Origin of the sequence: Pseudomonas zanjanensis (assembly GCF_014268745.2) — a bacterium.
Taxonomy (GTDB): domain Bacteria; phylum Pseudomonadota; class Gammaproteobacteria; order Pseudomonadales; family Pseudomonadaceae; genus Aquipseudomonas; species Aquipseudomonas zanjanensis.
This window is the reverse complement of sequence record NZ_JABWRB020000001.1, coordinates 2,544,113-2,570,517: the sequence shown is the minus strand read 5'-3', so window position 1 is coordinate 2,570,517 and position 26,405 is coordinate 2,544,113. Positions and strand designations below refer to the sequence as shown.

The 26,405-nt window shown below is 65.5% G+C and carries 14 protein-coding genes; 11 read left to right on the top strand and 3 right to left on the bottom strand.

Annotated elements, in window-relative coordinates; translation table 11 throughout:
• The first annotated feature begins 29 nt into the window (after positions 1-29).
• Positions 30-971, top strand: a complete 942-nt coding sequence (locus HU715_RS10700; RefSeq protein WP_186704981.1) for a FecR family protein — start codon at positions 30-32, stop codon at positions 969-971.
• Positions 972-1,182: 211 nt separating this feature from the next.
• Here the strand turns inward: HU715_RS10700 and HU715_RS10695 are convergent, their stop codons facing one another.
• Both HU715_RS10695 and gspH read right to left on the bottom strand, forming a co-directional pair.
• Entirely contained in the window at positions 1,183-1,794 is a 612-nt protein-coding gene (locus tag HU715_RS10695; RefSeq protein WP_186704907.1) for a PulJ/GspJ family protein, read from the bottom strand.
• Positions 1,791-2,243 carry a type II secretion system minor pseudopilin GspH gene (gene gspH, locus HU715_RS10690; protein ID WP_186704908.1) on the bottom strand — a complete coding sequence of 151 codons (453 nt, stop codon included), beginning with the start codon at positions 2,241-2,243 and terminating at the stop codon, positions 1,791-1,793. The genes HU715_RS10695 and gspH overlap by 4 nt, the downstream gene beginning before the upstream one ends.
• 117 nt (positions 2,244-2,360) lie before the next feature.
• Between gspH and HU715_RS10685 the strand changes: the two genes are divergently transcribed.
• Positions 2,361-2,804 carry a type II secretion system protein N gene (locus HU715_RS10685; protein ID WP_186704909.1) on the top strand — a complete coding sequence of 148 codons (444 nt, stop codon included), beginning with the start codon at positions 2,361-2,363 and terminating at the stop codon, positions 2,802-2,804.
• Positions 2,805-2,935: 131 nt separating this feature from the next.
• On the opposite strand, the gene gspI is transcribed toward HU715_RS10685, so the two are convergent.
• Positions 2,936-3,310 (bottom strand): type II secretion system minor pseudopilin GspI, encoded by a 375-nt coding sequence (gene gspI / locus HU715_RS10680; RefSeq protein WP_186704910.1) that lies wholly within the window; start codon positions 3,308-3,310, stop codon positions 2,936-2,938.
• Between the two features lie 148 nt (positions 3,311-3,458).
• Here gspI and gspG point away from each other — a divergent pair, with 148 nt between their 5' ends.
• From gspG to HU715_RS10635, 9 genes are all read left to right on the top strand, one after another.
• Entirely contained in the window at positions 3,459-3,908 is a 450-nt protein-coding gene (gspG, locus tag HU715_RS10675) for a type II secretion system major pseudopilin GspG (protein ID WP_186704911.1), read from the top strand.
• 8 nt (positions 3,909-3,916) lie between these two features.
• Positions 3,917-4,903 carry a type II secretion system minor pseudopilin GspK gene (gene gspK / locus HU715_RS10670; RefSeq protein WP_186704912.1) on the top strand — a complete coding sequence of 329 codons (987 nt, stop codon included), beginning with the start codon at positions 3,917-3,919 and terminating at the stop codon, positions 4,901-4,903.
• Positions 4,900-6,072, top strand: a complete 1,173-nt coding sequence (gspL, locus tag HU715_RS10665; protein WP_186704913.1) for a type II secretion system protein GspL — start codon at positions 4,900-4,902, stop codon at positions 6,070-6,072. The genes gspK and gspL overlap by 4 nt, the downstream gene beginning before the upstream one ends.
• Positions 6,065-6,634 carry a type II secretion system protein M gene (locus tag HU715_RS10660; RefSeq protein ID WP_186704914.1) on the top strand — a complete coding sequence of 190 codons (570 nt, stop codon included), beginning with the start codon at positions 6,065-6,067 and terminating at the stop codon, positions 6,632-6,634. Before gspL ends, HU715_RS10660 begins: the two co-directional genes overlap by 8 nt.
• Complete coding sequence (gspD, locus tag HU715_RS10655; protein WP_186704915.1) at positions 6,631-8,997, top strand: type II secretion system secretin GspD; 2,367 nt, start codon at positions 6,631-6,633, stop codon at positions 8,995-8,997. Before HU715_RS10660 ends, gspD begins: the two co-directional genes overlap by 4 nt.
• A gap of 169 nt (positions 8,998-9,166) precedes the next feature.
• Complete coding sequence (gene gspE / locus HU715_RS10650) at positions 9,167-10,585, top strand: type II secretion system ATPase GspE (RefSeq protein WP_186704916.1); 1,419 nt, start codon at positions 9,167-9,169, stop codon at positions 10,583-10,585.
• Positions 10,585-11,796 (top strand): type II secretion system inner membrane protein GspF, encoded by a 1,212-nt coding sequence (gene gspF, locus HU715_RS10645; protein WP_186704917.1) that lies wholly within the window; start codon positions 10,585-10,587, stop codon positions 11,794-11,796. Before gspE ends, gspF begins: the two co-directional genes overlap by 1 nt.
• A 515-nt stretch (positions 11,797-12,311) precedes the next feature.
• Entirely contained in the window at positions 12,312-13,493 is a 1,182-nt protein-coding gene (locus HU715_RS10640) for a substrate-binding domain-containing protein (RefSeq protein WP_186704918.1), read from the top strand.
• Positions 13,494-13,772: 279 nt separating this feature from the next.
• A complete protein-coding gene (locus tag HU715_RS10635) occupies positions 13,773-26,234 on the top strand; it encodes a filamentous hemagglutinin family protein (RefSeq protein ID WP_186704919.1) in 12,462 nt (4,153 codons plus the stop codon).
• Positions 26,235-26,405: the final 171 nt, after the last annotated feature.

Sequence of the window (26,405 nt, the reverse complement as noted above, 5' to 3'; positions counted from 1 at the left end):
ACCCGACCCTTTCATGAGTGTGTGTGCGCTTGAACATCTTCAGCATCGCTTCCCCTGACGCCACGCCCCAGGCCCGATTGGCCAGCGAGGCCCGAGATTGGCTGATCCTGCTGACCTCGGGACGTGCCACCGTGGCCGATGCCAGGGCCTTGCGCCAATGGTGCGGGCAAAGCCCCGAGCATGCGCGGGCTTTTGAGCAGGCCAAGGCGTTGTGGCAGGGGCTGCAACCCGCCGCCACCGCATTGCAGGCGCCCCGGCATTTCGGCCGGCGGGCGTTGTTGGGTGGGGCAATCGCTGCATCGGCGGCATTCCTGTTGATCCGCGCCACGGTGCCCGGCGGTGTCTCCGGGCTGGGGGCCGACTACATCACCGACGTCGGCGAACAGCGCCGGGTGGAACTGGCCGAGGGCGTCAGCCTGGAACTCAATACCCAGACTCGCCTCAGTCACCGTTCGCTGGCCGATGGCGGGCAAGGGTTGGAATTGCTCAGTGGCGAGATTGAAGTGCAGGGGCGCAGTGCCCAGGTGGTCAGCGTCCAGGCCGGCGCCGGTTGGATCAGCGCCGCCCGGGCACGCTTCAACATCCGCTACACCGACCAGAGCGTCTGCGCGACTTGCCTGGAGGGCGTGGTGCAGGTCGAGGTGCAAGGCCAGCGGTTTCGTTTGGAGCCGGGCATGCAGTTGACCTACGACCCGCGCCAGGTGGGCACTCCCGAGCGTGCCGATGTGTCGGCGGCCGTTGCCTGGCGTGAGCAGGTCTTGGTGTTCAACGACGCGACCCTGGCCAGCGTCATCGATGAAATCAACCGCTATCGCCCCGGCATGTTGCTGCTGCTCAACCGCGAGTTGGGCCAGCGCAAGGTCCAGGCACGCTTTCGCCTCGACCAACTGGCGGGCGTGGCGCTGTTGATCCGCGATGCCTACGGCGCCAAATGCACCGAATTGCCGGGTGGGGTGGTGGTGCTGAGCTGAGCCTCGCGGTGCCTGGGCGAGCCTCATCGCGAGCAGGCTCGCTCCCACAGTGGATTTGTGTTGTGCCCAGGGCTTGAGATCACCCAATAACCCTGTGGGAGCGGGCTTGCTCGCGAAGGCGGCATCACAGTCGACATTGATGTCGAGCCTACAGGCCTCTTCGCGAGCAAGCCCGCTCCCACAAGGACCAGTGCTAGGGTCCAATAACTACCTACTCCAGCGGTCCAAGCACCTGTCGATAGATTTCAGCCCCCTGAGGCGTCTGGCGAGTCAGGCTGATCTCGATACCCGCGGGGTTTTCCTGGCGGTTGCCGCTGAGTTTGCGCCAGCCTTTTTCCGTGTCCCAGTACCGCAGCCCGGCGTCGCTGACGTCGCTGAGCACCGCTACGCCCGGGCCGGGTGCGGGCAGGGGGTAGCGATTGCGGGCCTGGCCTTGGGCGCGGTAAAGCGTGTCGCCCTTGAGCCACCAGCGCACCCGTTGCAACTCGCCTTCCTGGGCCGCCGCCACGCGGATCACATCCAGGCGAAAGCCCCGACCCTCGGTGCTGCGCACGGTGAGGGCGGGTGGGGCGGTGGAGGGCTCGTCGTCGACGCCGGGTTTGACCGGTTCACTCAGCTCGATGCTGGCGCGCAGGTCGACGTCGCGCTCCAGTTGATTCAAGACCCGCAGCAACGCTTCGGTCTGCTCGGTGCTGGCCTGCAAATGGCTGTCGGCCCGAGTCACGCTGTCCAGCCCGCGCCAGGCGATCAGGCTGACCACCGCCATCAGCAGGATCGCCACCATCACTTCCAACAAGGTGAAGCCGGTCTCCCGCGCGCTCATTGGAGTTGCACCCGCCCGGCGGCACTGCGTTGCACGGTGAGACTGTTCTGGCCGTCCGACAAACGGATCTGCAAGGGCTCGCCGATCCATTCGGCATTCAGCACGACCCGCTGCCTGGGCTCCACGCGAACCTCCATCGACGGGCTCTGCCAGCGCCGTCGACGCAGTTGCGGGTCGTCCTCGAAGCGATCGGCCCCAGTGCCTTGATCCGCGCGGCGACTGAAGCCAAAGCCCTTGGCGTCCCAGCGCCAGGTAATCGGCCGCCCGTCGGTTCGGGCTTCGGTCTGGGCCAGTTGCAACAGCTGCACCAGTCGTTCGCCATCCTGGCGTAGCAATTTCAACGGGTCCGGCTTGATGCTCAGGCTTACGGCGGCGCTGGCGATGCCGACAATTACCAGCACGACCATCAGTTCGATCAGGGTGAAACCGCGTTGCTTGCCGAGGTTCATGGGCGCTCCTTTGCGTGAGCCTCATCCTGCACGGCGAAGATGATAAGGATGTGAAATAAAACGGAGAGAATTGCCGCGTACGCTGCAAGCTGGAATCAAGACAAGGAGATTCAGGCCATGGCGTTCATCGAGCGTGTGTCCCCGGCGCAAATCGTCCAGGCCGTGGGCTTGTTGGCGGCGTTGGCCGGGGTGGCGACCTGGTCGTCGCTGCTGCTCACGTCGGCCGAGTCGCGCACGCCGGACGTCGCCCCGCAACGCATGGCCGAGCGTTCCGATAACCCGGCGCTGCAATGGTTCTCCAACCAACCGGCACCGGTGGACATCAAGGTCAGCGGCGTGATGGCCGGCAGCCACGCTTCCGTGGCGATCCTCAGCCTCAACGACGGACCGCCGCGCAGTTTCCTGGTGGGTGAGCGCGTGGCCCAAGGGGTACGCTTGGTGGCGATCGAGGCGCAGGCGGTGGTCATCGAACGCGGCAACGAACAGACCCGGCTAGTCCTGGCGCGGTTGCCGGATTCAGTGAGTTTGCCCTCGCTGACCCATCCCGAAAACCAGCGCTGACCTGTGGCGAGGGAGCTTGCTCCCGCTCGGTTGCGCAGCGACCGCAGGATCTTGGGGCCGCTTCGCCCGAGGCGTCGGACCGGCCCAGCGGGAGCAAGCTCCCTCGCCACAGGGGATCGCATTGCCTCTCCTTATTTCTCCCGGCTGACCAACGTCTCCAACCGCGCCAACGGCGGTGCTTCACGCGTGCGGTCCGACACGCTCAGTTCAACCCGCAGCAACCGGCCGTTTTCCGCCGGCCGCAGGGTCTGTTCGCAGCGCAGCAGCAAGCGCCCCTGGTCGCACTCGAACACTTTCGAGCCCGGGGCAAAACCGCCTTCCAGACGCAGTTGTGCCAGTTGGCTGCGGGCGGTGAGCAGGGCGATGGACTTGTCTCGCAGCAAACCGTTGCTCTGGGTCATCACGGCGGCCACGCGCACGGCGGCCGACATGGCCACGGCGATGATCGCCAGGGCCACCAGCACTTCGATCAGGGTGAAGCCGGCTTGCGGAGCAGGGCGTGGCATGGCGCGGGCTCGAGGGCGAGGGCAGCCTTCAAGGCTAGCCGGCGTTCGTGACCGATTGACGACGCAAGCTCCTGAGCAATTTCAATATCACTGACATATTTTCTTGCAACACTGCGCCTCGAATCGAATCCAGCGAAGGACCGTCGAGATGCAGATCGCCCGTTACAACGCCCGTTCCCAAGGCCCTCGCGGGCAGTTGGGTTTCACCCTGATCGAAATCATGGTCGTGGTGGTGATCCTCGGCATCCTGGCGGCGATGGTGGTGCCCAAGGTGCTTGACCGTCCCGACCAGGCGCGGGCAACGGCGGCGAAACAGGACATTGGCGGCCTGATGCAAGCCTTGAAGTTGTACCGCCTGGACCACGGCAGTTACCCGAACATGAACCAGGGCCTCAAGGTGCTGGTGGAGAAACCGGCCGATGCGAAAAACGGCACCTGGCGCTCCTACCTCGAACGCCTGCCCAATGATCCGTGGGGACGCCCCTACAACTACCTCAACCCCGGTGCCAACGGTGAAGTCGATATATTTTCCCTGGGGGCCGACGGCCAGCCTGACGGCGACGGCGTGAATGCCGACATTGGCTCCTGGCAGTTATAAGGGCCGTGATGCGAACGGATTCGCCCCTCGCGGCGAAGCAGCGCGGCATGGCGGTGATCAGTGCCTTGCTGATCGCCGCTGTGGTGGCGGTGATCGCCGGGGGCATGTTGACCCGCCAGACCCTGTTCACCCGCAGCCTGGAAGCGGAGCAGTTGCGCGTCCAGGGTACGGCGCGCTTGCAGGGCGGTTTGCAACTGAGTCGCCAACTGCTCTGGGACGCTCGTCAGCGCGATCCCCTGACGCGTTTCGGCCAACCTTGGGCGAAACCCATCGTGATGCCGGGTTCGGATCAAATCGACACGCCGTTCGAAGGCCAGTTGGAAGACGAACAAGGCAAGTTCAACCTGCGCAACCTCGTCGCCAATGAGCGCGTGGACGAGGAACAAGTGCAAGCGTTCGAACGCCTGTGCCAGCAGTTGGGTGTGGCCGCGACGGTCCGTACGCGCATCGTCGAACGGGTGGTCGAGGCGTATCCGCGCTTGTTGAATCCGCAGCGGTCGGACCAGGCACCACAGGGCAATACCTTCGACAGCGGCCGCGAAACGTCGCCGTTGGCCGCCAACAAGCCGCTTTCACCAACGCGCCCGATGCTGCGCACCTTGCAAGACTTGCGCAGCGTCAAGGGCGTCACCCCTCGGTTGCTGGACACCCTGGCGCCGTACGTGACGATCTTGCCGGCCAACACCTGGATCAACGGCAACACCGCCAGCGCCCCGGTGTTGGCCGCGTACGTGCCGGGGCTGTCGCTGCAACGGGCCGAGGCGCTGGTCAGGGAACGCGACGGTGGCCATTGGTTTATCAACCGCGGGGATTTCGTCAATCGCCTGCGCATGCCCGAATTGGACACCGCCAACGTCAAGGTCGGTATCACCAGCGACTGGTTTCGCCTGCGGGGCCAGGCGCACAGTGGTCAGCGTCGGGTCGAACTGGAGGCGTTGCTGCAACGCAGCGAGGACCGCTTGCCCCAGGTGATCTGGTCAAGGGTGGGCGTATGACCCGCTTGCGCATTGGCCTGGCGCCGCTGGGCAGCCTGGATCTCGACAGTGTGGTGGCGTTTGCCTGGCTGGATCGCCAGGGCCAGGTCCGCGAGCAAGGCCAAAGCAGCCTGCGGGCGTTGGGCCAGGGCAGTAAAAACCTATCAGTGGAATGCTTCCTTCATCCCCGCGACAGCTTGCTGACCCGCCTGGAGTTGCCGCTGTTGCCGGCGGCCAAGATCACCGCGGCGGTGACGTGCGCGGCCCAGGCGTTGATGCTCGGTGCCAGCGAACAGATGCAGGTGGCCCACGGTCCGCGTGACGTCGACGGGCAGGTGCAGATCGCCTGGCTGGACCGTGAATCCCTCGCCCACCTGGGGCGGCTGGTGCAGCAGGCCGGTTTGAAGCTAAGTGGCCTCTACCCGGCGGCCTACGCCTTGCCGGTGCTGCCGGGGCCGGTGGCCTGTATCGAGGACGATCATCTGCTGGTGCGCCATGGCCTGCAGCACGCCGTGGTGCAGCCGATGCAGGAGGAGGCGCTGGACGAGTGGCTCCTGGAAATGGGGAGCGGGCTGCATTGGGTGGGCAAAGTTCCACCGCAATCTTCCCTCGACCCCTTGGCTGACAGCCAACGCTGGATTGGCCCTGCGCCGGGTTGGGGCTTGCATGCCGGCCTTTCCCGCAGCGCGGCCGAGCGCGGTGGTTGGGGCCGGGCGGCGGCAATCTGCGCGACAGCGCTGGCGGTGTGGGTGGTCGGGCTGAACCTCTACGCCGCCCGCGAAGCGGCCCAGGGCCAACGGCTCAAGGCGCAGATGAGCCAGCGGGTGAAGCAGGCGTTTCCCGAATTGCCGGTGATTCTCAACCCGCTGCAGCAGGCGCGCCAGCAAATCGCAGCGCGCCAGAGCGGCGCGGCGACTGACCCGGCCCAACGCTTTGCCAGCCTGGTGCAGCAGGCGGGCAGCGCCATGCCGTTCATGAGCGGCAATGTCCAGGCGCTGGCGTTCGAGAACGGTGAGTTGCGCCTGAATGTCGTGGCCGAGGCGCAGAAGCCCGCCGCCGACGATGATTGGAAAATCCCCCTGGCCCAGGCCGGCATCGACATCGCCGCCGTCGACCAGGGCTGGGTCCTACGCGTGGCTCCAGCGGGCCAGGACGCCCCCGACGAAACCCCGGAAGCCGACGATGAATAAGCACTCCCTGGCCCTGGCACGGGTCCGTTGGCAAACCTTTCGCACGCAATTGCGCACGTTCTGGCAGGGGCTTGCCGCCCGCGAACAAGCCGCCGTGGCCCTGGCTGCGCTGGTGCTGGGTGGCTGTCTGGTCTGGCTCGCACTGATCCAGCCGCCGCTGAAGACCATCGCCTATTGGCAAGCCGAAACCCCGAAGCTGCGCTCACAGACCGAAGCCCTTGAGGTGCTGTTGCGTGACGTCGCGGGGCCTGCCCAAGACCAGCCCCTCGAAGCCGCCTTGCGCCAGAGCCTGGACGCCAGCGGCTTGAGCCAGCACTACCAATTGCAAATGTCCGAGGGCCCCGGTGCCTGGCAGCTTACGTTCGACCAGGCCCCGGCGGAGGCGGTCATCAGTTGGCTGCTGGGTAACCCACGGCAATTCTCCCTGGAGGTGATCGAGGCTCGTTTGCAGCGTTCCGTCCCGGCCAATACCGACACCCTCGACAACCACGACAACAGCGCCGGCACCTTGTCCGGAACCGTTCGCATGGATCAGGCGCATAGCGCTAAGGAAGCTTCATGAAAGGGGCCCGATACCCACGTCATTGGCGCAAGGCTGCACCGCTGTTGCTGCTGGCGTTGAGTGCCTGCAACAGCACGCCGCCCGCGTCGCAGCCACCGTTGCTGGTGGACAGCGAACTGGGGATTCCGTTGGGAAGTACCCAGCGCAGCGGCGATGCATTGCTCGATCGCCAGCGGGCCCAGGACGGGCGTGAACGCAAGCCGGCGGTGCGGCATCAAGTCGACCTCACCGCCCGTGCCCGAGAGCCGCGCGGCAATGCGTCGGCGCGCACGCCCCTGGGGGATCAACCGGTGACGCTGAATTTCGTCGAGGCGGACATCCAGGCGGTGGTGCGGGCCTTGTCCCGTTCCACCGGCCAACAGTTCCTGGTGGACCCGCGGGTCAAGGGCAACCTGACGCTGGTCTCCGAGGGCCAGGTCCCGGCCCACCAGGCCTACGACATGCTGCTGGCCGCGCTGCGCATGCAAGGCTTCAGCGTGGTCGACGTCGGCGGTGTGGCCCAGGTGGTGCCGGAGGCGGATGCCAAGCTGCTGGGTGGGCCGATCTACAGCGCCGACAAACCGGCCGGCAACGGCATGCTGACCCGCACCTTCCGCCTGCAATACGAAAACGCCGTGAACCTGATCCCGGTGTTGCGGCCGATCGTGTCGCCGAACAACCCGATCAATGCCTACCCGGGCAACAACACCATTGTCGTCACCGATTACGCGGAGAACCTGTCGCGGGTGGCGCAGCTCATCGAAGGCATCGACACCCCAAGCGCCATCGACACCGATGTGGTGCCGGTGCACAACGGCATCGCCGTCGACATCGCGCAAATGGTCTCTGACCTGCTGGAAACCCAGGGCGGCGACCAGACCCAGAAGATCAATGTGATCGGCGACCCGCGCTCCAACTCCATCATCATTCGCGCCGGCAGCCCCGAGCGCACGGAGCTGGCGCGCAACCTGATCTACAAACTCGACAACGCCCAGAACAACCCGAGCAACCTGCACGTGGTGTACCTGCGCAACGCCCAGGCCGGCAAACTGGCCCAGGCCCTGCGCGGCTTGCTCACCGGGGAAAGCGAAGGCGAGGGCAACGACAACTCGCGCTCGGTGCTCAGCGGCATGGGCGCCAGCACCAACGGCCAGGGCGGGCAGGGCAGCAGTGGCGACGGCACCAGCAGCACCACCAGCGGCAGTGTGTCGAGCAGCGGCAACGGCTACGCCCAGGGCAGCAACGGCTCCCCCAGCACGACGTCGACGAACAGTGAGCAGGGCACCGCCTTCAGCGCCGGCGGCGTGACCATCCAGGCCGACGCCACCACCAACACCTTGCTGATCTCCGCGCCGGACCCGCTGTACCGCAACCTGCGGGAGGTCATCGACCTGCTGGACCAGCGTCGCGCCCAAGTGGTGATCGAGAGCCTGATTGTCGAGGTCGGCGAGGACGACGCCAGCGAGTTCGGTGTGCAATGGCAGACCGGCAACCTTGGCGGCAGCGGCGTGATCGGCGGGGTCAATCTCGGCGGCACGGGGCTCAACCTCAATGGCAAGACCAGTATCGACGTGTTGCCCCAGGGCCTGAACCTGGGCTTGGTCAACGGCACCGTGGACATTCCCGGCATCGGCAAGATCCTCGACCTCAAGGTCCTGGCCCGGGCCTTGAAGAGCAAGGGCGGCACCAACGTGCTGTCGACGCCGAACCTGCTGACCCTGGACAACGAAGCGGCGAGCATTTTCGTTGGCCAGACCATTCCGTTCGTCAGCGGCAGCTACGTCACCGGCGGGGGCGGTACCAGCAACAACCCATTCCAGACCGTGACCCGTGAGGAGGTGGGCTTGAAGCTCAACGTCCGGCCACAGATTTCCGAAGGCGGGACGGTCAAGCTCGATATCTATCAGGAAGTCAGCAGTGTCGACAACCGCGCTTCGAGTACCACGGGCATCGTCACCAACAAGCGCGCCATCGACACCAGCATCCTGCTCGACGACGGGCAGATCATGGTCCTGGGCGGGCTGCTGCAGGATGGTTACAGCCAGAGCAACGACGCGGTGCCTTGGCTGTCGACGATTCCCGGGATCGGCGCGCTGTTTCGCAACGAACGGCGGCAGGTCACCAAGACCAACCTGATGGTGTTCCTGCGGCCCTATATCATCCGCGACACGGCGGCGGGGCGCGGCATCACCCTCAATCGCTACGACTTCATGCGCCGCGCCCAGGGCCTGTTGCAACCGGAGCGCAGCTGGGCACTGCCGGACGTCCAGGCGCCGCAACTGCCGGCCTCGGCCCGGGCGATTCCGGGCGCCGCGCCGGTGAGCCTGCAAACGCCCAGGGCGGTGATCAAGGCGGTGCCGGCAACGGAGCCGGTTGGACAATGAGCACCGTGGCGAGGGAGCTTGCTCCCGCTGGGCTGCGCAGCAGACCCGAAACCTGGCGCCTCGGTGCGTCAGGCAGATCGCATTCAACCTGTTTGGGGTCGCTTTGCAACCCAGCGGGAGCAAGCTCCCTCGCCACAGGGGCCATGTCAGTCATAGAGGAGCTGTCGGCATGACTACCCTCCCATACGCCTGGGCCAAGGTCCAGCGCCTGGTGTTGCGCCAGTCCGAAGACGGCGCGGTGTTGATGGTATGCCCGTCTACGCCGGGCTGGTCCATCAGTGAAGTGCGCCGTCAGTTCGGTGAGGTGCGGCTGGAACGGGTGCGCGACGATGAACTCGACGGCTTGCTCAACAGCGCCTATGCCGACACCGGCAGCGCTGCCGCAGTCGTGGGCGCGGCGGAAAACGAAGTCGACCTCGACCGGCTGATGCAGGACATCCCCGAGATCACCGACCTGCTGGACACCCAGGACGGCGCGCCGGTGATCCGCATGATCAATGCCTTGCTGACCCAGGCTGCCCGGGACGAGGCCAGCGACATCCACATCGAACCCTACGAGAGCCATTCGGTGGTGCGCTACCGCGTCGACGGCACCCTGCGGGATGTGGTTTCGCCGCGCAAGGCCCTGCACGGTGCGCTGGTGTCGCGGATCAAGATCATGGCCCAGCTCGATATCGCCGAAAAACGCCTGCCCCAGGACGGCCGGATCGCCCTGCGCGTGGCCGGGCGCCCGATCGATATCCGCGTCTCGACGGTGCCCACCGGCCATGGCGAGCGGGTGGTGATGCGCTTGCTGGACAAGCAGGCCGGACGCCTGCAGCTGGAAACCCTGGGGATGGACCCGGGCGTGCTGGGCAAGCTCGATCACCTCATCCGCCAGCCCCACGGCATCGTCCTGGTCACTGGCCCCACCGGCAGTGGCAAAACCACCAGCCTCTACGCCGCCCTGGCCCGGCTGGACGCCAGCGTCCATAACATCCTCACCGTGGAGGACCCGGTGGAATACGACCTGCCGGGCATCAGCCAGATCCAGGTCAACGCCAAGATCGACATGACCTTCGCCCTGGCGTTGCGGGCGATCCTGCGCCAGGACCCGGACATCATCATGATCGGTGAAATCCGCGACCTGGAAACCGCGCAAATCGCCGTGCAGGCCTCCCTGACCGGTCACTTGGTGCTGGCGACGTTGCACACCAACGACGCGGTGTCGGCCATCAACCGCTTGATCGACATGGGCGTCGAGCCATTCCTGCTGGCCTCGTCGATGCTCGGCGTGCTGGCCCAGCGACTGGTGCGCAGGCTCTGCCCGCAGTGCAAGCAACCCGACCCGGCGACGCCCGGCACCTGGCGTCCGGTGGGGTGCCCGACGTGTAACCAGACCGGCTACAGCGGCCGCACGGGTATCCATGAATTGTTCTGCATTGACGACGACATTCGCACGCTGATCCACCAAGGGGCAGGGGAGCAGGCACTGCGCGCCGCCGCCCGTCAGGCTGGCATGTTCAGCATGCGCGAGGACGGCGAGCGTTGGGTGCGCAGTGGCACCACGGCCCCTGAAGAAATCCTGCGCGTAACACGGGACGCCTGATGAATCGCTACCGTTTCGAGGCCGCCGACACCCAGGGCAAAATCGAGTCTGGACACTTGGAAGCCGACAGCCAGGGCGCCGCTTTCAATCTGTTACGCAGTCGCGGCTTGACCGCGTTGCAGGTGCAGCTCGAGCGCAACACGGCGCAGACCAGCGGCGGTGGTTTGTTCAGCGCCAAGCTCTCGGACAACGACCTGGCCTGGGCCACCCGTCAACTGGCGAGCCTGCTGGGTGCCAGCCTGCCGCTGGAAGCGGCGTTGAGCGCCACGGTGGAACAGGCCGAGCGCAAGCACATCGCCCAGACCCTGAGCGCGGTGCGCGCCGATGTGCGCAGCGGCATGCGCCTGGCCGAAGCCCTGGCGGCGCGGCCGCGGGACTTTCCGGAAATCTATCGGGCGCTGATTGCGGCCGGTGAAGAGTCTGGTGACCTGGCCCAGGTGATGGAGCGGCTGGCCGATTACATCGAAGAGCGCAACAACTTGCGGGGCAAGATTCTCACAGCGTTCATCTATCCCGGGGTGGTGGGGCTGGTGTCGGTCGCCATCGTGATTTTCCTCCTCAGCTATGTGGTGCCCCAGGTGGTCAGTGCGTTCTCCCAGGCCCGCCAGGATCTGCCCGGGCTGACCGTGGCGATGCTCACCGCCAGTGACTTCATCCGTGCCTGGGGCTGGTTATGTTTTGGCGTATTGGCCGGGGGCTTCTGGAGTTGGCGGCTGTACCTGCGCAAACCGGCGGCACGGTTGAACTGGCACGCACGGGTGTTGCGCCTGCCGCTGATCGGGCGTTTTGTACTGGGCCTCAACACCGCGCGTTTTGCCTCGACCCTGGCGATTCTTGGCGGCGCCGGGGTGCCGTTGTTGCGAGCGCTTGAGGCCGCGCGCCAGACGCTGTCCAACGAGCGCCTGAGCCAGAGCGTCAGCGAGGCCACGGCCAAGGTCCGCGAAGGGGTCAACCTGGCGGCGGCGCTGCGGGTGGAAAAAGTCTTCCCGCCGGTGCTGATCCACCTGATCGCCAGCGGCGAGAAAACCGGCTGCCTGCCACCGATGCTCGAACGCGCCGCGCAAACCCTGTCCCGCGACATCGAACGCCGCGCCATGGGCATGACCGCACTGTTGGAGCCGCTGATGATCGTGGTCATGGGCGGCGTGGTGCTGGTGATCGTCATGGCGGTGTTGTTGCCGATTATCGAGATCAACCAGTTGGTTCAATAGCCCGCCGCGCAAAAACCGTGGCGAGGGAGCTTGCTCCCGCTGGGCTGCGCAGCAGCCCCAAAACCTGACACCCCGGTACATCAGGCGGATCGCGTTGGACCTGTTTGGGGTCGCTTCGCAACCCAGCGGGAGCAAGCTCCCTCGCCACAAAAGCTGATCGGCAAAATTTTTTTCAATGCATCAGACATCTCCCGACCCTTGCCCACGCCAAACTCGGGTTCCTCGTTCTGTCATGTTCGCTCGCCAGGCGACCACCCGCCGCGACCTCCACTCCCGCTGTGCAGGGCTCAGTCGTGAAACCCGCCTGAAACCCCAGTCCAGAGCCCTCGAACACCCGAGAAAAACACCCTGAAAACAACCCTCGGCTCCCGAGGTTTTTTCCTTTATCTGTCACCGGAAGCTGCGAATTTCTAACCCATGGCCTCACCCCATCGCCATCGGCACAGGACCGAGCGCCATGACGGCAAGCATGCGTCACTCAACCTACGTACGAACACGACGAAAGGAGATTCTTCATGTTTAAGCGCACTATGATCGCAGCGTCCCTGGCAGTAGCCGCCCTGGCTTCGGCCCAATCGATGGCCGCGGTTGTCGGTGGCGGTGCCACCCTGCCTGAGAGACTCTACAACGGCGCTTCGCCTCTGCCACGCCTGTTGCCGACAGACTTCAGCTACACCGGTGTCGGCAGCGGCGCCGGCAAGACGGCTTTCCTGACCAACGCACCTGCTTCGATCAACCAGCCTGCCGGTACCCCGGTTGACTTCGCCGGTAGCGACTCGGTCATCAACCAGACTGACCTGACCAACTACAACAACGCCTTCGGTGCCACCTTCGGCAAACTGATCCAGATTCCATCGGTAGGCACTTCGGTCACCGTTCCGTACAAAAAAACCGGCACCACCACCCTGCAACTGACCGGCGCCCAACTGTGTGACATTTTCTCCGGCACCGTGACCACCTGGGGCCCGATCCTGGGTAACAGCGACGCCACCCCGATCAAGGTCATCTACCGTTCCGGCAGCAGCGGCACCACCGAATTGTTCGCCCGTTTCCTGAATGATTCCTGCCCTACCCAGTTCGGTGTCAGCAGCACCTTTACCACTGCCAAAGTAGGCGCCGAGCCTGCCAACTGGCAAGCCGTTGCCGGCAGCGCTGACGTGGTGACCGCGGTCAACGCCACCAATGGCGCCATCGGTTATGTCAGCCCTGACTTTGTTTCTCCCAACAACAACGCCGTGGTTGCTCGCGTCAGCAAGAACGCCGTAGCCGCCGGCACCGCGCCACTGCCAAGCCTGGCCAACACCACCGCCGCCCTGGGTACCGCGCCAATCCCGGCTACCGCTGCCGATCGTGCCAACCCATTGAAGTGGGTGCCTACCTTCGGTTCCGCCGCCAATGACACCGCTGTTCCCACTGGTGCCAACCAGTACCCGATCGTGGGTTACACCAACCTGCTCGTGGGTCAGTGCTACAAGACCGCTGCCGATGCCACCGCCATCCGCAACTTCCTGACCAGCCTGTACACCGGCACCAAAAACACCGTCATCAACGCCCACGCGTTCGCCATCGTCCCTGGCACCAGCGCCACACCGACCAACCTGGCTGGCGAAATCAAGAAAACCTTCCTCGACAACGCCTATGGCGACGGCCTGGATATCGCCAACATCAGCGTCTGCAACGGCAAAGGTCGTTTGTAAGCCGCACGCAGGAAGCCGCTCAGGCCACAGGATGTGGCCACTCTGAAAACAGCATCGGTAGCGGCCAGGTTGGCGCTACCGATGTTGTTTTTCTGCGCCTGGAAACCTTGCGCGCTTCGCTGTTCCAGATGATTTCGCTGCCCGGCCGGCACGCAGATGAACTTTGTATGACAAGCGTTCGGTCGTGCACCTTTGTAACCGCCTATCAGGTATCGATACGGCCACCTCGGGGCGGCTGTGTGACCTAACTCTGTGCTTTGGGAAAAAGATCGGATAGTGATGCGTCTGTCTAAAAAAACTTCGAAACCGACGCCTCGCGGCTTCGCCCCTGGATCCTCTCGCTCGGTACTGGAGCAGGGCGCGTTGTACCTGACCCCACTGGCCCAGGCCATTGGCCTGTTGGTGCTCACGGGCACGGCCCAGGCCGCGCAGCCGGCGGCTTTCAGTTCGAGCTGGTTTGCCGCCAAGGGCGCGGCCCAGGCTACTCATGCCGCTCGCCCGGGCGGGCAGGTTCCAGGCGCGCCGCCACCGCTGGCGCAACAGCAGACGGCCAACCAGCAATTGCAGCGCTCGCTGAGCAACCTCAACAACACGGTGGCGGCGATCGCCGCGCAGCAGGCCTTGCAGGCGGCGGGCCGTGCGTCAGCCTTCGCCAATCCGCAAACCATTCATAACGGCCTGGGTGGCAATGGCCTGAACCTGGTGATCGGCGCCGATGGCAAACCGGTCTTCAGCAACGTCGAGGCGCCGGTGCAGACCGAGGCGGGCGGCAAGACCCAGGTCTCGATCAAGCAGACGGCCGACAAGGCGATCATCAACTGGGACACTTTCAACGTCGGGCGCGATACCACCGTCAATTTCCAGCAGAACGCCGACTGGGCGGTGCTCAACCGGGTCAATAACGCGACCTCGCCGAGCCAGGTCCAAGGTGCGATCAAGGCCAATGGCACGGTGTTGATCCTCAACCAGAACGGCATCGTTTTCAGCGGCAGCAGTCAGATCAACGTGCGCAACCTGGTGGCCGCCGCCACCGCGTTCGACGACAACCAGTTCAAGAACAATGGCCTTTACAGCCCCGGCGCGGCGCCGACCTTCACCAACGCCGGCGGCAAGGTGCGGGTCGAGCAGGGCGCGCGGATCGAAACCCACGCGCCTGCCAGCTCCACCGCCGGTGGCGGTTATGTGCTGTTGCTGGGCAGCGAAGTGGACAATGCCGGGACCATCAGCGCCCAGAAGGGCCAGGTCGCGCTGGCCGCCGGCAGTGATTTCGTGATCAAGAAAGGCCAAGGCACCGACGGTAACGCGCAATCATCGGTGCGCGGCAATCAAGTGGTCGCCAGCGGCACGGGCGAAGTCAGCAACAGCGGCCTGCTGCAGGCAGCATTGGGCGACGTGAGCCTGACCGGCCAGGACGTGCGGCAAAACGGCGTGGCGCTGGCCAGTACCTCGGTGGATTCACGCGGCACCCTGCACCTGACCGCCAGTCGCAGCGTGACCCTGGGCGAGGGCGCCACCAGTGCGATCCTGCTCGATAGCAGCAGTGCCCTGGACAGCCAGCGCAATGGTCTGCTGCAACCGCCCAGTGCAAACACTTCGCCTATCGTCGCGGTCGACGGCTATCGCCGCGACCAGTCGTTGATCGCCATCGACAGCGCCGGCACCGTCGACTTCCAGAAAGGCTCGATCACCCTCGCCAGCGGTGGCCAGGTCGGCGTCCGCGCGACCCAGCGCAGTCGGGTCGGCGATGGCGCGGTCATCGACGTGTCCGGTGCGCTGGGCGTCAAGGTGGCGATGGAATCCAACAGCATCAAGATCAACGTCCAGGGCAACGAACAGCGCGACGCCCCCGGTAACCGCGACAAGGGCGGCCTGAACAGCAAGGACGTGTGGGTCGACACCCGCGACCTGGTGTTCGTGCCCGCCGGAACCAACGGCTACGCGACGGATCGCTGGTACACCGCCGGTGGCCTGCTGGAGGTCAGCGGCTACCTGGGCACCCGCGTGCACAGCGTGGGTGAGTGGATGGCCCAGGGCGGTACGGTGTCCTTCAGCGGTAACGATGTGGTGACGCAGAAGGGCTCGCAGATCAACCTGTCCGGCGGCACCCTCGATGTGCAGTCCGGCATGGTCAAGCAAAGCTGGCTCAAGGGTGCGAACGGGCGACTGTATGAAATCTCCAGCGCCCCTGGCGACATCCTCTATGAAGGGGTGTACCAGGGTTACGAGGATCACAGTACGCGTTGGGGCCAGAGCCGGTTCTACTACAGTCCGCTGATCGCACCCCGGGAGCGTTTCGAGCAGGGCTACAGCGTCGGTCGCGACGCCGGCTCCCTGGTGATCGGCACGCGCAACGCCGTGCTGGAAGGCCAGGTGGTCGGCGACACCTTCCAGAGCGACCGCCAGGTGCAGGCCGCCCAGGTCGGGCTGGACGGTTACAACCAGTCGGCGAAGGCGGTGGCCCGTGGCGCGCAACTGATCGTTGGCAACTACGTGCCTTACTACGTGAAAAGCAGCGGTACCCTGCAATACGCCTTGCGCGCCAATGCCGGCACGCTGCAGGACATCGTCCTCGGGACCGAGGATCAATCCCTCGCGGCCGGAGTGGGGCTCCAGGACACCGTGGCTGAAGGGCGCGAAGGCCGCCTGTACCTGAACAGTGAACAGCTCAACGGCTTCGGCCTTGGCGCCGTGAAGATCGCCGCCACCGGCAGCATCAAGGTCGAAGGAGACCTGCAGGTCGCGCCGGCCGGCAGCATTACCCTGTACGGGCCGCAGGTCCAGGTCGACGCCAACCTGACGGCGCGGGGCGGCGAGATTGCCCTGGGCAACGTGTTGCAGCAAATCAGTGAGAGCGCCCGGATCGAGGACACCCGGATCGATGCCGTTGACGGCAGTCGCGCCGCCGTTCGCGTGGGCAAGGGCGTGACCCTCGATACCCGTGGCCTCTGGAGCAATCAACTGCACAATCCGAATGACAGCAGCGCGCTGCCGTTCCTCAATGGCGGCAACGTGTCCCTGCGCAGCAGCGGCGACCTGACGCTGGCGAGCGGCAGCCTGATCGATGTTTCATCGGGCGCCGCGCTGCTGGCCGATGGCAAGCAACGGGGTGGCAAGGGCGGTAACCTGACCTTGGCGGCCAACGCCAATACGTCCGCCGGCGAAGGGGTGCTGAGCCTCGACGGTGAGCTGCGCGGCCATGGGGTCAATGGCGGCGGACGCCTGAGCGTGCAGGCCGGCAAGGTGACCCTCAGCGACCACCCAGTGGCGGACGCCGACGCCGGCCTGGTGTTGGGCAATGACTTCTTCAACAAGGGCTTCTCGGCCTACGACATTACCGGTAATCAGGGACTGACCGTCAGCGATGGCACCCAGCTGGACGTCAGCATGCCGGTGTACCACTTCGGCGATAACCTTCAGGACGCAGCGACCGGCAGTGACCCGCAGACGCTGTTGTCGCTCTGGACCCCTGAGCTGTACCAGCAGGATGCGATCAAAGGCGTGTTGAGCCAGCGCAAGGGCGCGAACCTGAGCCTGCAGGCCGGCAGCATCCTGTCCACCGCCAGCGAGCGGGAAACGGCGGCGCTGGTGGTCGGTACGGGCGCGCGGATCAGTGTCGATCCAGGCAGCACTCTGAGCCTGGCCAGCGTCGGTCAGTTGAGCGTCGACGGGCAACTCGATGCCTGGGGCGGGAAAATCCTGCTGACCCAGATCAAGCCGGCGGGGTTGGCGGATATTCCAGTGGTCGAACGTCCCCATCAGCGTTCGATCCTGTTGGGCGAACATGCACGGCTGGACGTCTCGGCCCGCGCGGTCACGGCAGTGGATGCCCAGAACCGGCGTTACGGCCGGGTGGATGACGCCGGCAGCATTGTCATCGGTGGCAGCGTCGACACCGACAAAGGCACGGCCAGCGCGCCGGACCTGTTCGTGGTGGTGAAGCAGGGCGCGCGGCTGTTGGCCAACGGCGCCCAGGCCGAGCTGGATATCCGTGGCCAAGGCGCCACGACGCTGAGCAGCGCGGGCGGCAGCATCGCCTTGAGTTCGAACAATGGCTTGCGTCTGGACGGCGAGTTCCAGGCGGCTTCCGGCGGTGTGGGCGCTGCCGGTGGCAGCCTGTCGGTGGCGCTGGAAACCCCGCTTTACGATCGCTCGACGGTGGACGATCAGGTGCGGGTGCCGCGTGAGTTGATCCTGTCCCGGGGCACCGGCAGCGCTGCCACCGATGGCCTGATGAGCTACGGCCAGGGCCGCCTGGACGTCGATAAAGTCAGCCGCGGTGGGTTCGCCAACCTGACCTTGCTCAGCAACGGCATCCTGTCGTTCGCCGGTGATGTGAACCTGAACCTGGCGCAGAGCCTGCAAATCTATACCGGCTCCCTGGCGCTGGCCGAGGGCGCGCCGGGTGACAGCCGGATAGCCTTGAACGCCCCTTATGTTCGTCTGGCCGGGGCCGCGGCGCGAGGCGCCGACGTGCATGTACGCCCGACTATCCAGGGTGGCCTGTCGGTGCAGGACAGTGCCGCCCAATTGCAGGTCAATGCCGATCTGCTGGACCTGCGCGACGTCCTGACCCTGGGCGCCCATGGCGTGCTGGCGCGCCAGCAGGGCCCGGCCCTGGAGATCGATCGCCGCGGTTTTGCCCAGGCGCAGTTGAGCAGCCGGGGCGACCTGCGTTTTCTTGGCGGCTCGCCGCTGAATATCGAGAGTACGGCCACGCAACTGCTCAGCAACGCTGACCTGACCCTGCTGGCGGCGCAGATCTATCCGACCACGGGGGCCACGGCGCGGGTCAAGACCACCGCCGATTCGACCCTGCGGATCGGGCGTACCACCGACACGTTGCCGGCCCAACCGTATTCGGTGTTCGGTTCGCTGAGCCTGGACGCCGGCACCTTATTGCAGGGCGGCGTGCTGCGGGCACCGTTGGGGCTGCTCAGCCTGGGCGAAGAAGGGGGCGATATCCAGACCTTGAAGTTGTTGCCGGGCAGTGTCACGTCGGTCAGCGGGGCCGGTTTGAACATGCCTTATGGCGGCACGGTCGACGGCTTGTCCTATCGCTACAACGGCAAGGACGTCCAATTGATCGGCGCGGGGGGCAGCACGTCGGTCAACGTGTTGTCGGTGGGCGTCTCGATGATCGGCCACAGCATCGACGTGCAACCCGGTGCCGTGCTGGATCTGTCCGGTGGCGGCGAACTGGCCGGCGCCGGTTTCATTTCCGGGCGGGGCGGCTCGACCGACGCGCGCTACAACCCGCTGGTGCAGATCGGTGCGGACGGTAGCCTGGTACTGCCGGGGTTGGACACCAACCCGGTGTACGCCATCGTCCCCGGCGACCAGCGCGGCTATGCGCCGCCGTCAGGGGAGGCCGGGGCGCGCGATCCGCTGATCGGCCAGCGCATTACCCTGGACGCGGGTGTTCCAGGCCTGCCGGCGGGCACCTACACCTTGCTGCCCTCGACTTATGCCTTGTTGCCGGGGGCGTTCCGGGTCGAACTCAATGGCCTGGCTGGCAGCGGAAGAATGGCCAGCAGCCTGGCCATGCGCAACGGCTCCTGGGCCACCTCGGGAGGGTTGTCGATTGCCCATAGCAATATTCGCGATGCGCTGTCCAGCCAAGTGATCCTGACCTCGGCGGCCGTGCTGCGGCGTTATTCGCAATACAACGAAACCGGCTACGCAGCGTTCGCCAAGGCCGACGCCACGCTCAAAGGCGTGCCGCGGGCGATGATCGAGGCCGATGGCAAGACCCTCAAGCTCAAATTCAAAGGGGTGGGCGACCCTGCCGAGACGTTCCGATTCAACGGAACAGCCCGTTTCAAACCGGCCGAGGGCGGCCTGGGCGGCAGCGTCGGCATTTTCGCCGACGCCACCCGCCTCGAAGTGCTGCCGGTCGGCCAACAGGCCACGGCGGGGTTCGCCGGTGCCTCGCTCCATGATCAGGCGCTCAACGCTCTACAGGCTCCGCGCCTGTCGATCGGGATGCTGCCCGGAGTCATCTACGGCCAGGGCGGCAATCTGGTGACCTTCAACTCGACGCTGTCCGACATCGTTCTGCGCCAGGGCAGCAGCCTCAAGGCCGGTGAGGTGTTCCTTGCCACTAACGTCAAGGCCGGTGCCATCGTGGTCGAGCAGGGGGCGAGCATCAATACCCTGGGCCAAGGCAGCGCACCGTTCGATTCCCGCAGCGGTTTCGTCTACGATCCGGGCCTGAACAGCTTGCTGGCGGTGTCCAACGGCTGGCTCGATGTGCTGCCGCCCTCTGCGGGCGCTTCGGGAAGAGGTCCGGGCTCGATCCTGATCGGCCAATGCGACACCGGCCATTGCAGCGGCACCACCGAACTCTATTCCCAAGGCACCATCACCGCGGCGACCGACAATGTCTTCAACCTCGATGAGTCGGTGCGCTTCGGCACGCGCAACCTGACGCTGGCGGTGGGCGCGATCAACATCGGTTCGGCCCAGGCGCTGGCGGCGGCCCAACAACGCCAGGCGCTGCCCAAGGGGCTGACCCTCAACCAGCAGGTGCTTGACCGCCTGCTGCGCGGCGATCGCCTCAAGGGCGCGCCCGCCCTGGAAAACCTGGTGCTCAATGCCCGGGATTCGGTGAACTTCTACGAAAGCGTCGAGCTCAGCACCCTGGACCCCTTGACGGGCAAGTCCAGCCTCCAGCGGCTGGTCCTCGGCACGCCGGCGATCTACGGCTACGGCGCGGCCGGTGACCATGCCAGCATTCGCACCGGCACCCTGGTGTGGAACGGTGCGCTGACGCCGGCCGGCACGCCGCTGCTGGCCGGACCTGGCAACGGCAGCGGGGTGCTGGATATCCAGGCCCAGGTGCTGGAATTCGGTTACGGCCCGAATGCCCAGGCCAACAACCTCGACAACCCGCAGCGCCTCACGCTGGGCTTCAGCCAGGTCAACCTCACCGCCAGCCAGCGCATCACCGCCAACCACAAAGGCGCGTTGCAGGTGTACCAGTCCCGTGGCGACTACGTCAGCGGCAAAGGCTACAGCTACAGCGGCGGCGACCTGCGGGTGAACACACCGCTGTGGACCGGCGAGGCAGGCTCGGTCAACCGCATCACCGCCGGTGGCGCGCTGACGGTGGCGGGCATTGCCGGGGTGTCGGCCGCAGCCGTCGACAACGCGGCGCTGGGGGCTGAGTTGCAGCTACAGGCCGGCAGCCTGCTGCTTGACGGCACGGTCCGCCTGCCCAGCGGCAAGCTCACCCTCGGCGCCAGCGGCGACGTGGTGCTGGGTGACAACGCCCGGATCGACCTGGCCGGGCGCGAGGTGGTGCTCAACGATGTGCGCAAATACAGTTGGGGTGGTGATCTGTTTCTCGACAGCCGCACCGGCAATATCCGTCAGGCCGCCGGTTCGACCGTCGACCTCAGCGCCCGCAACAACCGCGCCGGCCTGCTCAGTGCGATCGCCCTCGACCCCGATGCCGGCCTGATCGACCTGCAAGGCCGCATCCTCGGTTCCGCCACCGGCACCTATAACGCCGGCGGCACCCTGGTGCCCTATGCCAGCGGCGCGGTGGACCTGCGCGGGCAAACCCTGGGGGATTTCGCTGCGCTGAACGGGCGGCTGAACCGTGACCAAGTGTTTGGCTCGCGCAGCTTCCAACTCAAGCAAGGCGACCTGGTGATCGGCAACGAACTCAAGGCCAATGCCATCAATGTCTCGGTGGACAACGGCAGCCTGATCGTGCTCGGCACTGTCGATGCCAGCGGGCAAGCGGTCGGGAGTATCCGTCTGGCGGCGAAACACGGGCTGACCGTCGCCGGCAGCGCGCTGCTCGATACCCACGGCAGCATTTTGCGGGTCGACAGCTACGGCAAGATCATCGACAGCCCCAACCGGGCGCTGATCGAACTCAACTCCGGGGACGGCCAGTTGACCCTGGCCAGCGGTGCGCGCCTGGACCTGCGCCACGGCACCGGCGCGCCGCTGGGCAATGGCCCGGGACAAAACGACGGCCGGGCCCGTGGCACCCTGGAGCTCAATGCCCCGCGGCTGCGGGTCGATGATCCACGGTACGGCGATATCGCCATCGATGCCTCCGGCAACGTGTCGGTGCTCGGCGCGCGCTCCATCAACGTCAATGCGATTGCTCGTTATACCGATGCCCGTGACGGCACCGCGCCGGCGGTGGATGGGCGGCCTTATCAAGTGATCGATCAGCGATACCTGAACGATAAACACAATGACAGCGAGGCGTTCATCAATGCCGCGCTGAACAACGGCAATCTGCTCAACGGCAAACTGGCCGGGCTGAACAATGCAGCTTACGCCGATGCGCTGCACCTGCGGCCCGGCGTGGAAATCCTCAGCAAGACACCGGACGGCGACCTGGTGGTGGAGGGTGACCTGGACCTGTCCGGTTATCGCTACGCCAGCCTCAACCGCCACACGCAAAAGACCGATGTGTATGGCTCCGGCGAGGCGGGCAACCTGGTGGTGCGCGCCGGTGGCAACCTGAATATCTATGGCAGCATCAACGATGGTTTCGCGCCGCCGGAGGCTGGCGACCCGACGTTGCGCACCGATGGCAATGGCTGGTTGCTGATCGCTGGGAAACAGCCGTTCGGTGCTGACCTGGTGGTGCCGGGCGCTGGTGTCGAATTGGCTGAGGGTACCCTGTATCCGGCCGGCAGCCTGCTCAACTATGACGTACCCTTCAAGGGCGGCAGCCTGCCGGCGGGGCTCGAGCTGCCGACCACGCTGAGCCTGGGCGAGGCGCTGAACCTGCCGGCGGGTACGCTGTTGCAGGCCGCCATCCGCGATGCCAGCGGCAACCTCCTGTATGCCGCTGGCACCTTGCTCAAAGAGGCGGTCAGCTTGCCGGTCGACACGCGCCTGGAAGCCGGTACCCGTTTGCCGATGGGCATAACCGTCAAGGACGGCACCTGGCCCAAGGGGGTCGCAGTGCCGGGCAGCGGGTTGACGTTGCGGAGCGCCCTGGCGTTGGGCTCCGGCGCGCTGATTCCTTCCGGCACCGACGTCAAGCTGGCGGAGGGGGTCGACCTGATCGAATTGCGCCCGGTCGAAAACGGTATCCAGGGCCGAAATTGGGCGGTCGCAAGCCTGCTGCCGGACGGCTCGCAATCCTGGTCGATGCGTTGGGTGGCGGGGGCCGATACCGAGGCGGCTGATACCCGCATCACCCGCCCTCATGCAGAGGCGGGCAGTTTGCAATTGGCCGATGGGCATTACCTGGCCAAGCGCGAGCAGACCGGTGGCGGTGGCGGAGGGGGTGGCGGAACGGGGTTGGTTTGGGCGCCAGGCAGCAATATCGGCGTGCCAGGAGAGCCCGTACCACCCGATATGTTGGATTTTTGCACCTGGATTCCAGGTGAATGTATCCCAGCACCGCCCAAAACGGTTTTGGTCTGGTCTCCGACCAACAATTATGGTGTACCAGGGGAGCCTGTGCCGCCTGATGCGCTGGATTTCTGCACCTGGTTTCCTGACTGGTGCGTGTTGGCTGTGGTTCCCGACAACCCTCCGGAGCCGATCCGCACCAAGGTCACTCCCGGCAGCCAGCTGTTCAGCGTCTTGCGCACCGGGACCGGCGATCTGGAACTGCTCAGTGCCGGTGATTTCACTATGCGGTCGCTGTTCGGGGTCTACACCGCCGGCACCCAGTCGGCCTCGTTGGCGCCGGGCGCCAACGACCCCTATCAGCAGGCCCGTGGCCGACAACCCGATGGCAGTGTGCTGGGCACTGCGGGTGCCGCCTATGAATCGCTCACCACCGGTGGCGCTTACCAGGCCTGGTACCCGGAGCAAGGCGGTAACCTCAAGCTGACGGTGGGCGGTGACCTGCACGGCGATTCGTTCTCCAAGAGAAACGTCGGCAGTGGGGCACAGAACACGTCTGCGGCAATGGGCAACTGGTTATGGCGCCAAGGCACAGGCACCACGGCCGATCCGGCCGCGCAAATCCCCACCGCCTGGTGGATCAACTTCGGCACCTTCGCCCAGCAGCCCTCCACCGAGGCGGGTGATCCCTACCTGACGGGCTTTACCGGGATCGGCACGTTGGGCGGCGGCAACCTGAGCGTCGATGTGGGCGGCGACGCCGGCTTGATTTCCCAACAACTCGGTGTCCTGGGCGCCGATGTGGAGCGCAGCCAGGGGCTGGTGCTGGCCGTGGGCAGCAGTGGCCGGGTTGCCGCCGATGGCAGCCTGGTGTTGACCGGTGGCGGCGACCTGCGGTTGCGCATCGGCGGTGAACTCAACCCTTCCCAGGCGGCACGAGAGAGTGTCAGCGCGGCGGCTGATCTGAACGGGATGCTGGCCAACCTGCGCGGTTCATTGCAGTTGCAGGCTGGAGCGATCGGAGCGTTGGGCCTGACCTACGGCAGCTATGGCGCTTTCCAGGATCCGAAAGAGTCTCGGGCCTATGACGCTTACGTTTCCACCATGGCCACCGCTCGCGGCGGCGTGACCCTGATGCCGGGGGATGCCGGCGTCAGCCTGGACAGCCGTGGCGACCTGGTGTTGCAGGGAGTGGGCGATCCGGGACGGGTGCTGATGCAGAACTCCACCGGCTACACCGACCGCGAAGGTGCCTATCGCAGTGGCGGCGGCCTGAGCCAATTCTCCCTGTGGACCGACAATACCGCCATCGACCTGTTTAGTGTCGGCGGTAACCTGACGCCCATCGTCGCCATTGAAAAACTGGCCGGTCTCAATGCCTCAGTCTCCGGCGGACGTTTTGTCTACCCCTCGATCCTGCGGGCCGTCGCCGCCAATGGCAGCCTTTACTACGGACCATCGGCCCGTGGCGTCAGTGACGTGGCATCGGGGTTCTCGTTGATGACCGCGCCCTCGGCCAATGCCGAGTTGCAACTGATCGCCGCCGATTCGATTTATGCCGGCGGTTATGCGGTCACGCAGTCGGGGGCCGATCCGGCCCTGTTGTCCAGTCCGTTGCGCCCGGCCTTCGCCGGCTACAGCGGGATCAACAGCAATCCGAACTATGATAATTACGGCACTGGGGTCTATGTCGGGCCGAGCGAATTCCCGTTATTCAGTTTTGGCGCCAATACCTTCAGCGTCCAGCCGTATACCCGGCGCGAGCCGGTGCGTTTTTATGCGGTGAAGGGCGATATCGTCGGCCTGCGGACCGGCGAAGTGATTCGTTATCCAGCGTCGGGTGACGAGGTGCGCTACGAAGGCAGCGGCCCGCTGCGGGTGATGGCTGGGCGTGACATTGTCAACTCCGGCTTGCCGTTGAACACCGCGACTGATGTGCCTGCTGCCGTCAGTGGTTCGGCTGGCGGGCAATCCACCGGTAACTTGATCGTGCACAGTCGAAGCGATGAAATTTCCCAGGTTTCCGCGGGGCGTGACATCCGCCTGAGCACCTTTAATATTGCCGGTCCCGGCCTGCTGGAGGTCAGTGCCGGGCGCAACCTGTACGGGTCGGGCCCGGGCGTGGGGCAGTTGTACCAGGAGAGCGGCTTCAACAGCATTGGCAATGTCGACCCGGCGGCGCAGGTCCGTGACGGTGGCGCCTCGATCGCGCTGATTGCCGGGGCTGGCCCCCAAGGGCCGAACTATCGGGGTTTGCTGGCGCGTTACCTGCAACCAGGCGCGGCGCTGAAAGATTATCGCGGCGAACTGAACCAGTGGCTGAGTCAACGCTTCGGCTACAGCGCTGGCGAAGACCAGGCCCTGGCGTTTTTCGCCGGCCTGCCGACGGAACAGCAGAACGTCTTCGCCCGGCAGATCTACTTCGCCGAACTCAAGGCCGGGGGGCGCGAATACAACACCGTCGGTGGCGAGCGCAGTGGCAGTTACCGCCGAGGGCGCGAGGCGATTGCCGCGCTGTTCCCCAGCAAGGATGTGGCGGGCAACACCATTCGCTACGACGGTGACATCACGCTCTACGGCGGTTCGGGGATCCACACCGACTTTGGCGGCGATATCCAGGTGTTGACCCCGGGCGGGCAGCAGGTGTTCGGGATCGAAGGTGACGCGCCACCGGCCTCGGCCGGGGTCATCACCCAAGGCCGGGGTGACATTCAGTTGTACGCCCAAGGCAGCATTTTGCTGGGCCAGAGCCGGATCATGACCACCTTTGGCGGTTCGATCCTCGGCTGGTCGGCCGGGGGCGATATCAACGCCGGGCGTGGTTCGAAGACGACGGTGGTCTACACGCCGCCAAGGCGCGTGTATGACACTTGGGGCAACGTCACCTTGTCGCCATCGGTACCGAGTACCGGCGCGGGTATCGCCACCCTCAACCCGATTGCCGAAGTGACGCCGGGAGACATCGACCTGATCGCGCCGTTGGGCACCATCGATGCGGGCGAGGCGGGGATCCGGGTGTCGGGCAACGTCAACATCGCGGCCTTGACCGTGGTGAACGCGGCCAACATCCAGACCCAGGGCAAATCCTCTGGCGTGCCGCTGGCGGCTTCGGTGAACACCGGGGCGATCACCTCGGCCAGTTCGGCGGCGTCTTCGGCGACGCAGGCGGCTGAGGATGTCGCCCGTCAGCAACAGAACGCCGCGCGGCAGAACCAGGCGTCGGTGTTCACCGTGCAGGTGGTGAGCTTTGGCTCCGAGCAACTGGCCCCGTCCCGCGATGGCGCCAGCCGCGAAGCCCCACGAGCCTACGACCCGGCCAGCCCGGTCCAGGTCCTGGGCGCGGGGCCTTTGGATGAACAGAGCCGCCAGCGGCTGACGGAGGAGGAGCGGGGGCGGTTGAGTTTGTAGGGGAATTCAGCTTGCGGTGATGTTGGCAGTGCCGGCCTCATCGCGAGCAAGCTCGCTCCCACAAGGGGGGGCTGCGGTGTTCATGAGCTTTTGCATGCACCGCAGGTCTCAGTGTGGGAGCGGGCTTGCTCGCGAAGACGGCGGCACAGCCAACATATATGCCAGCAGGTC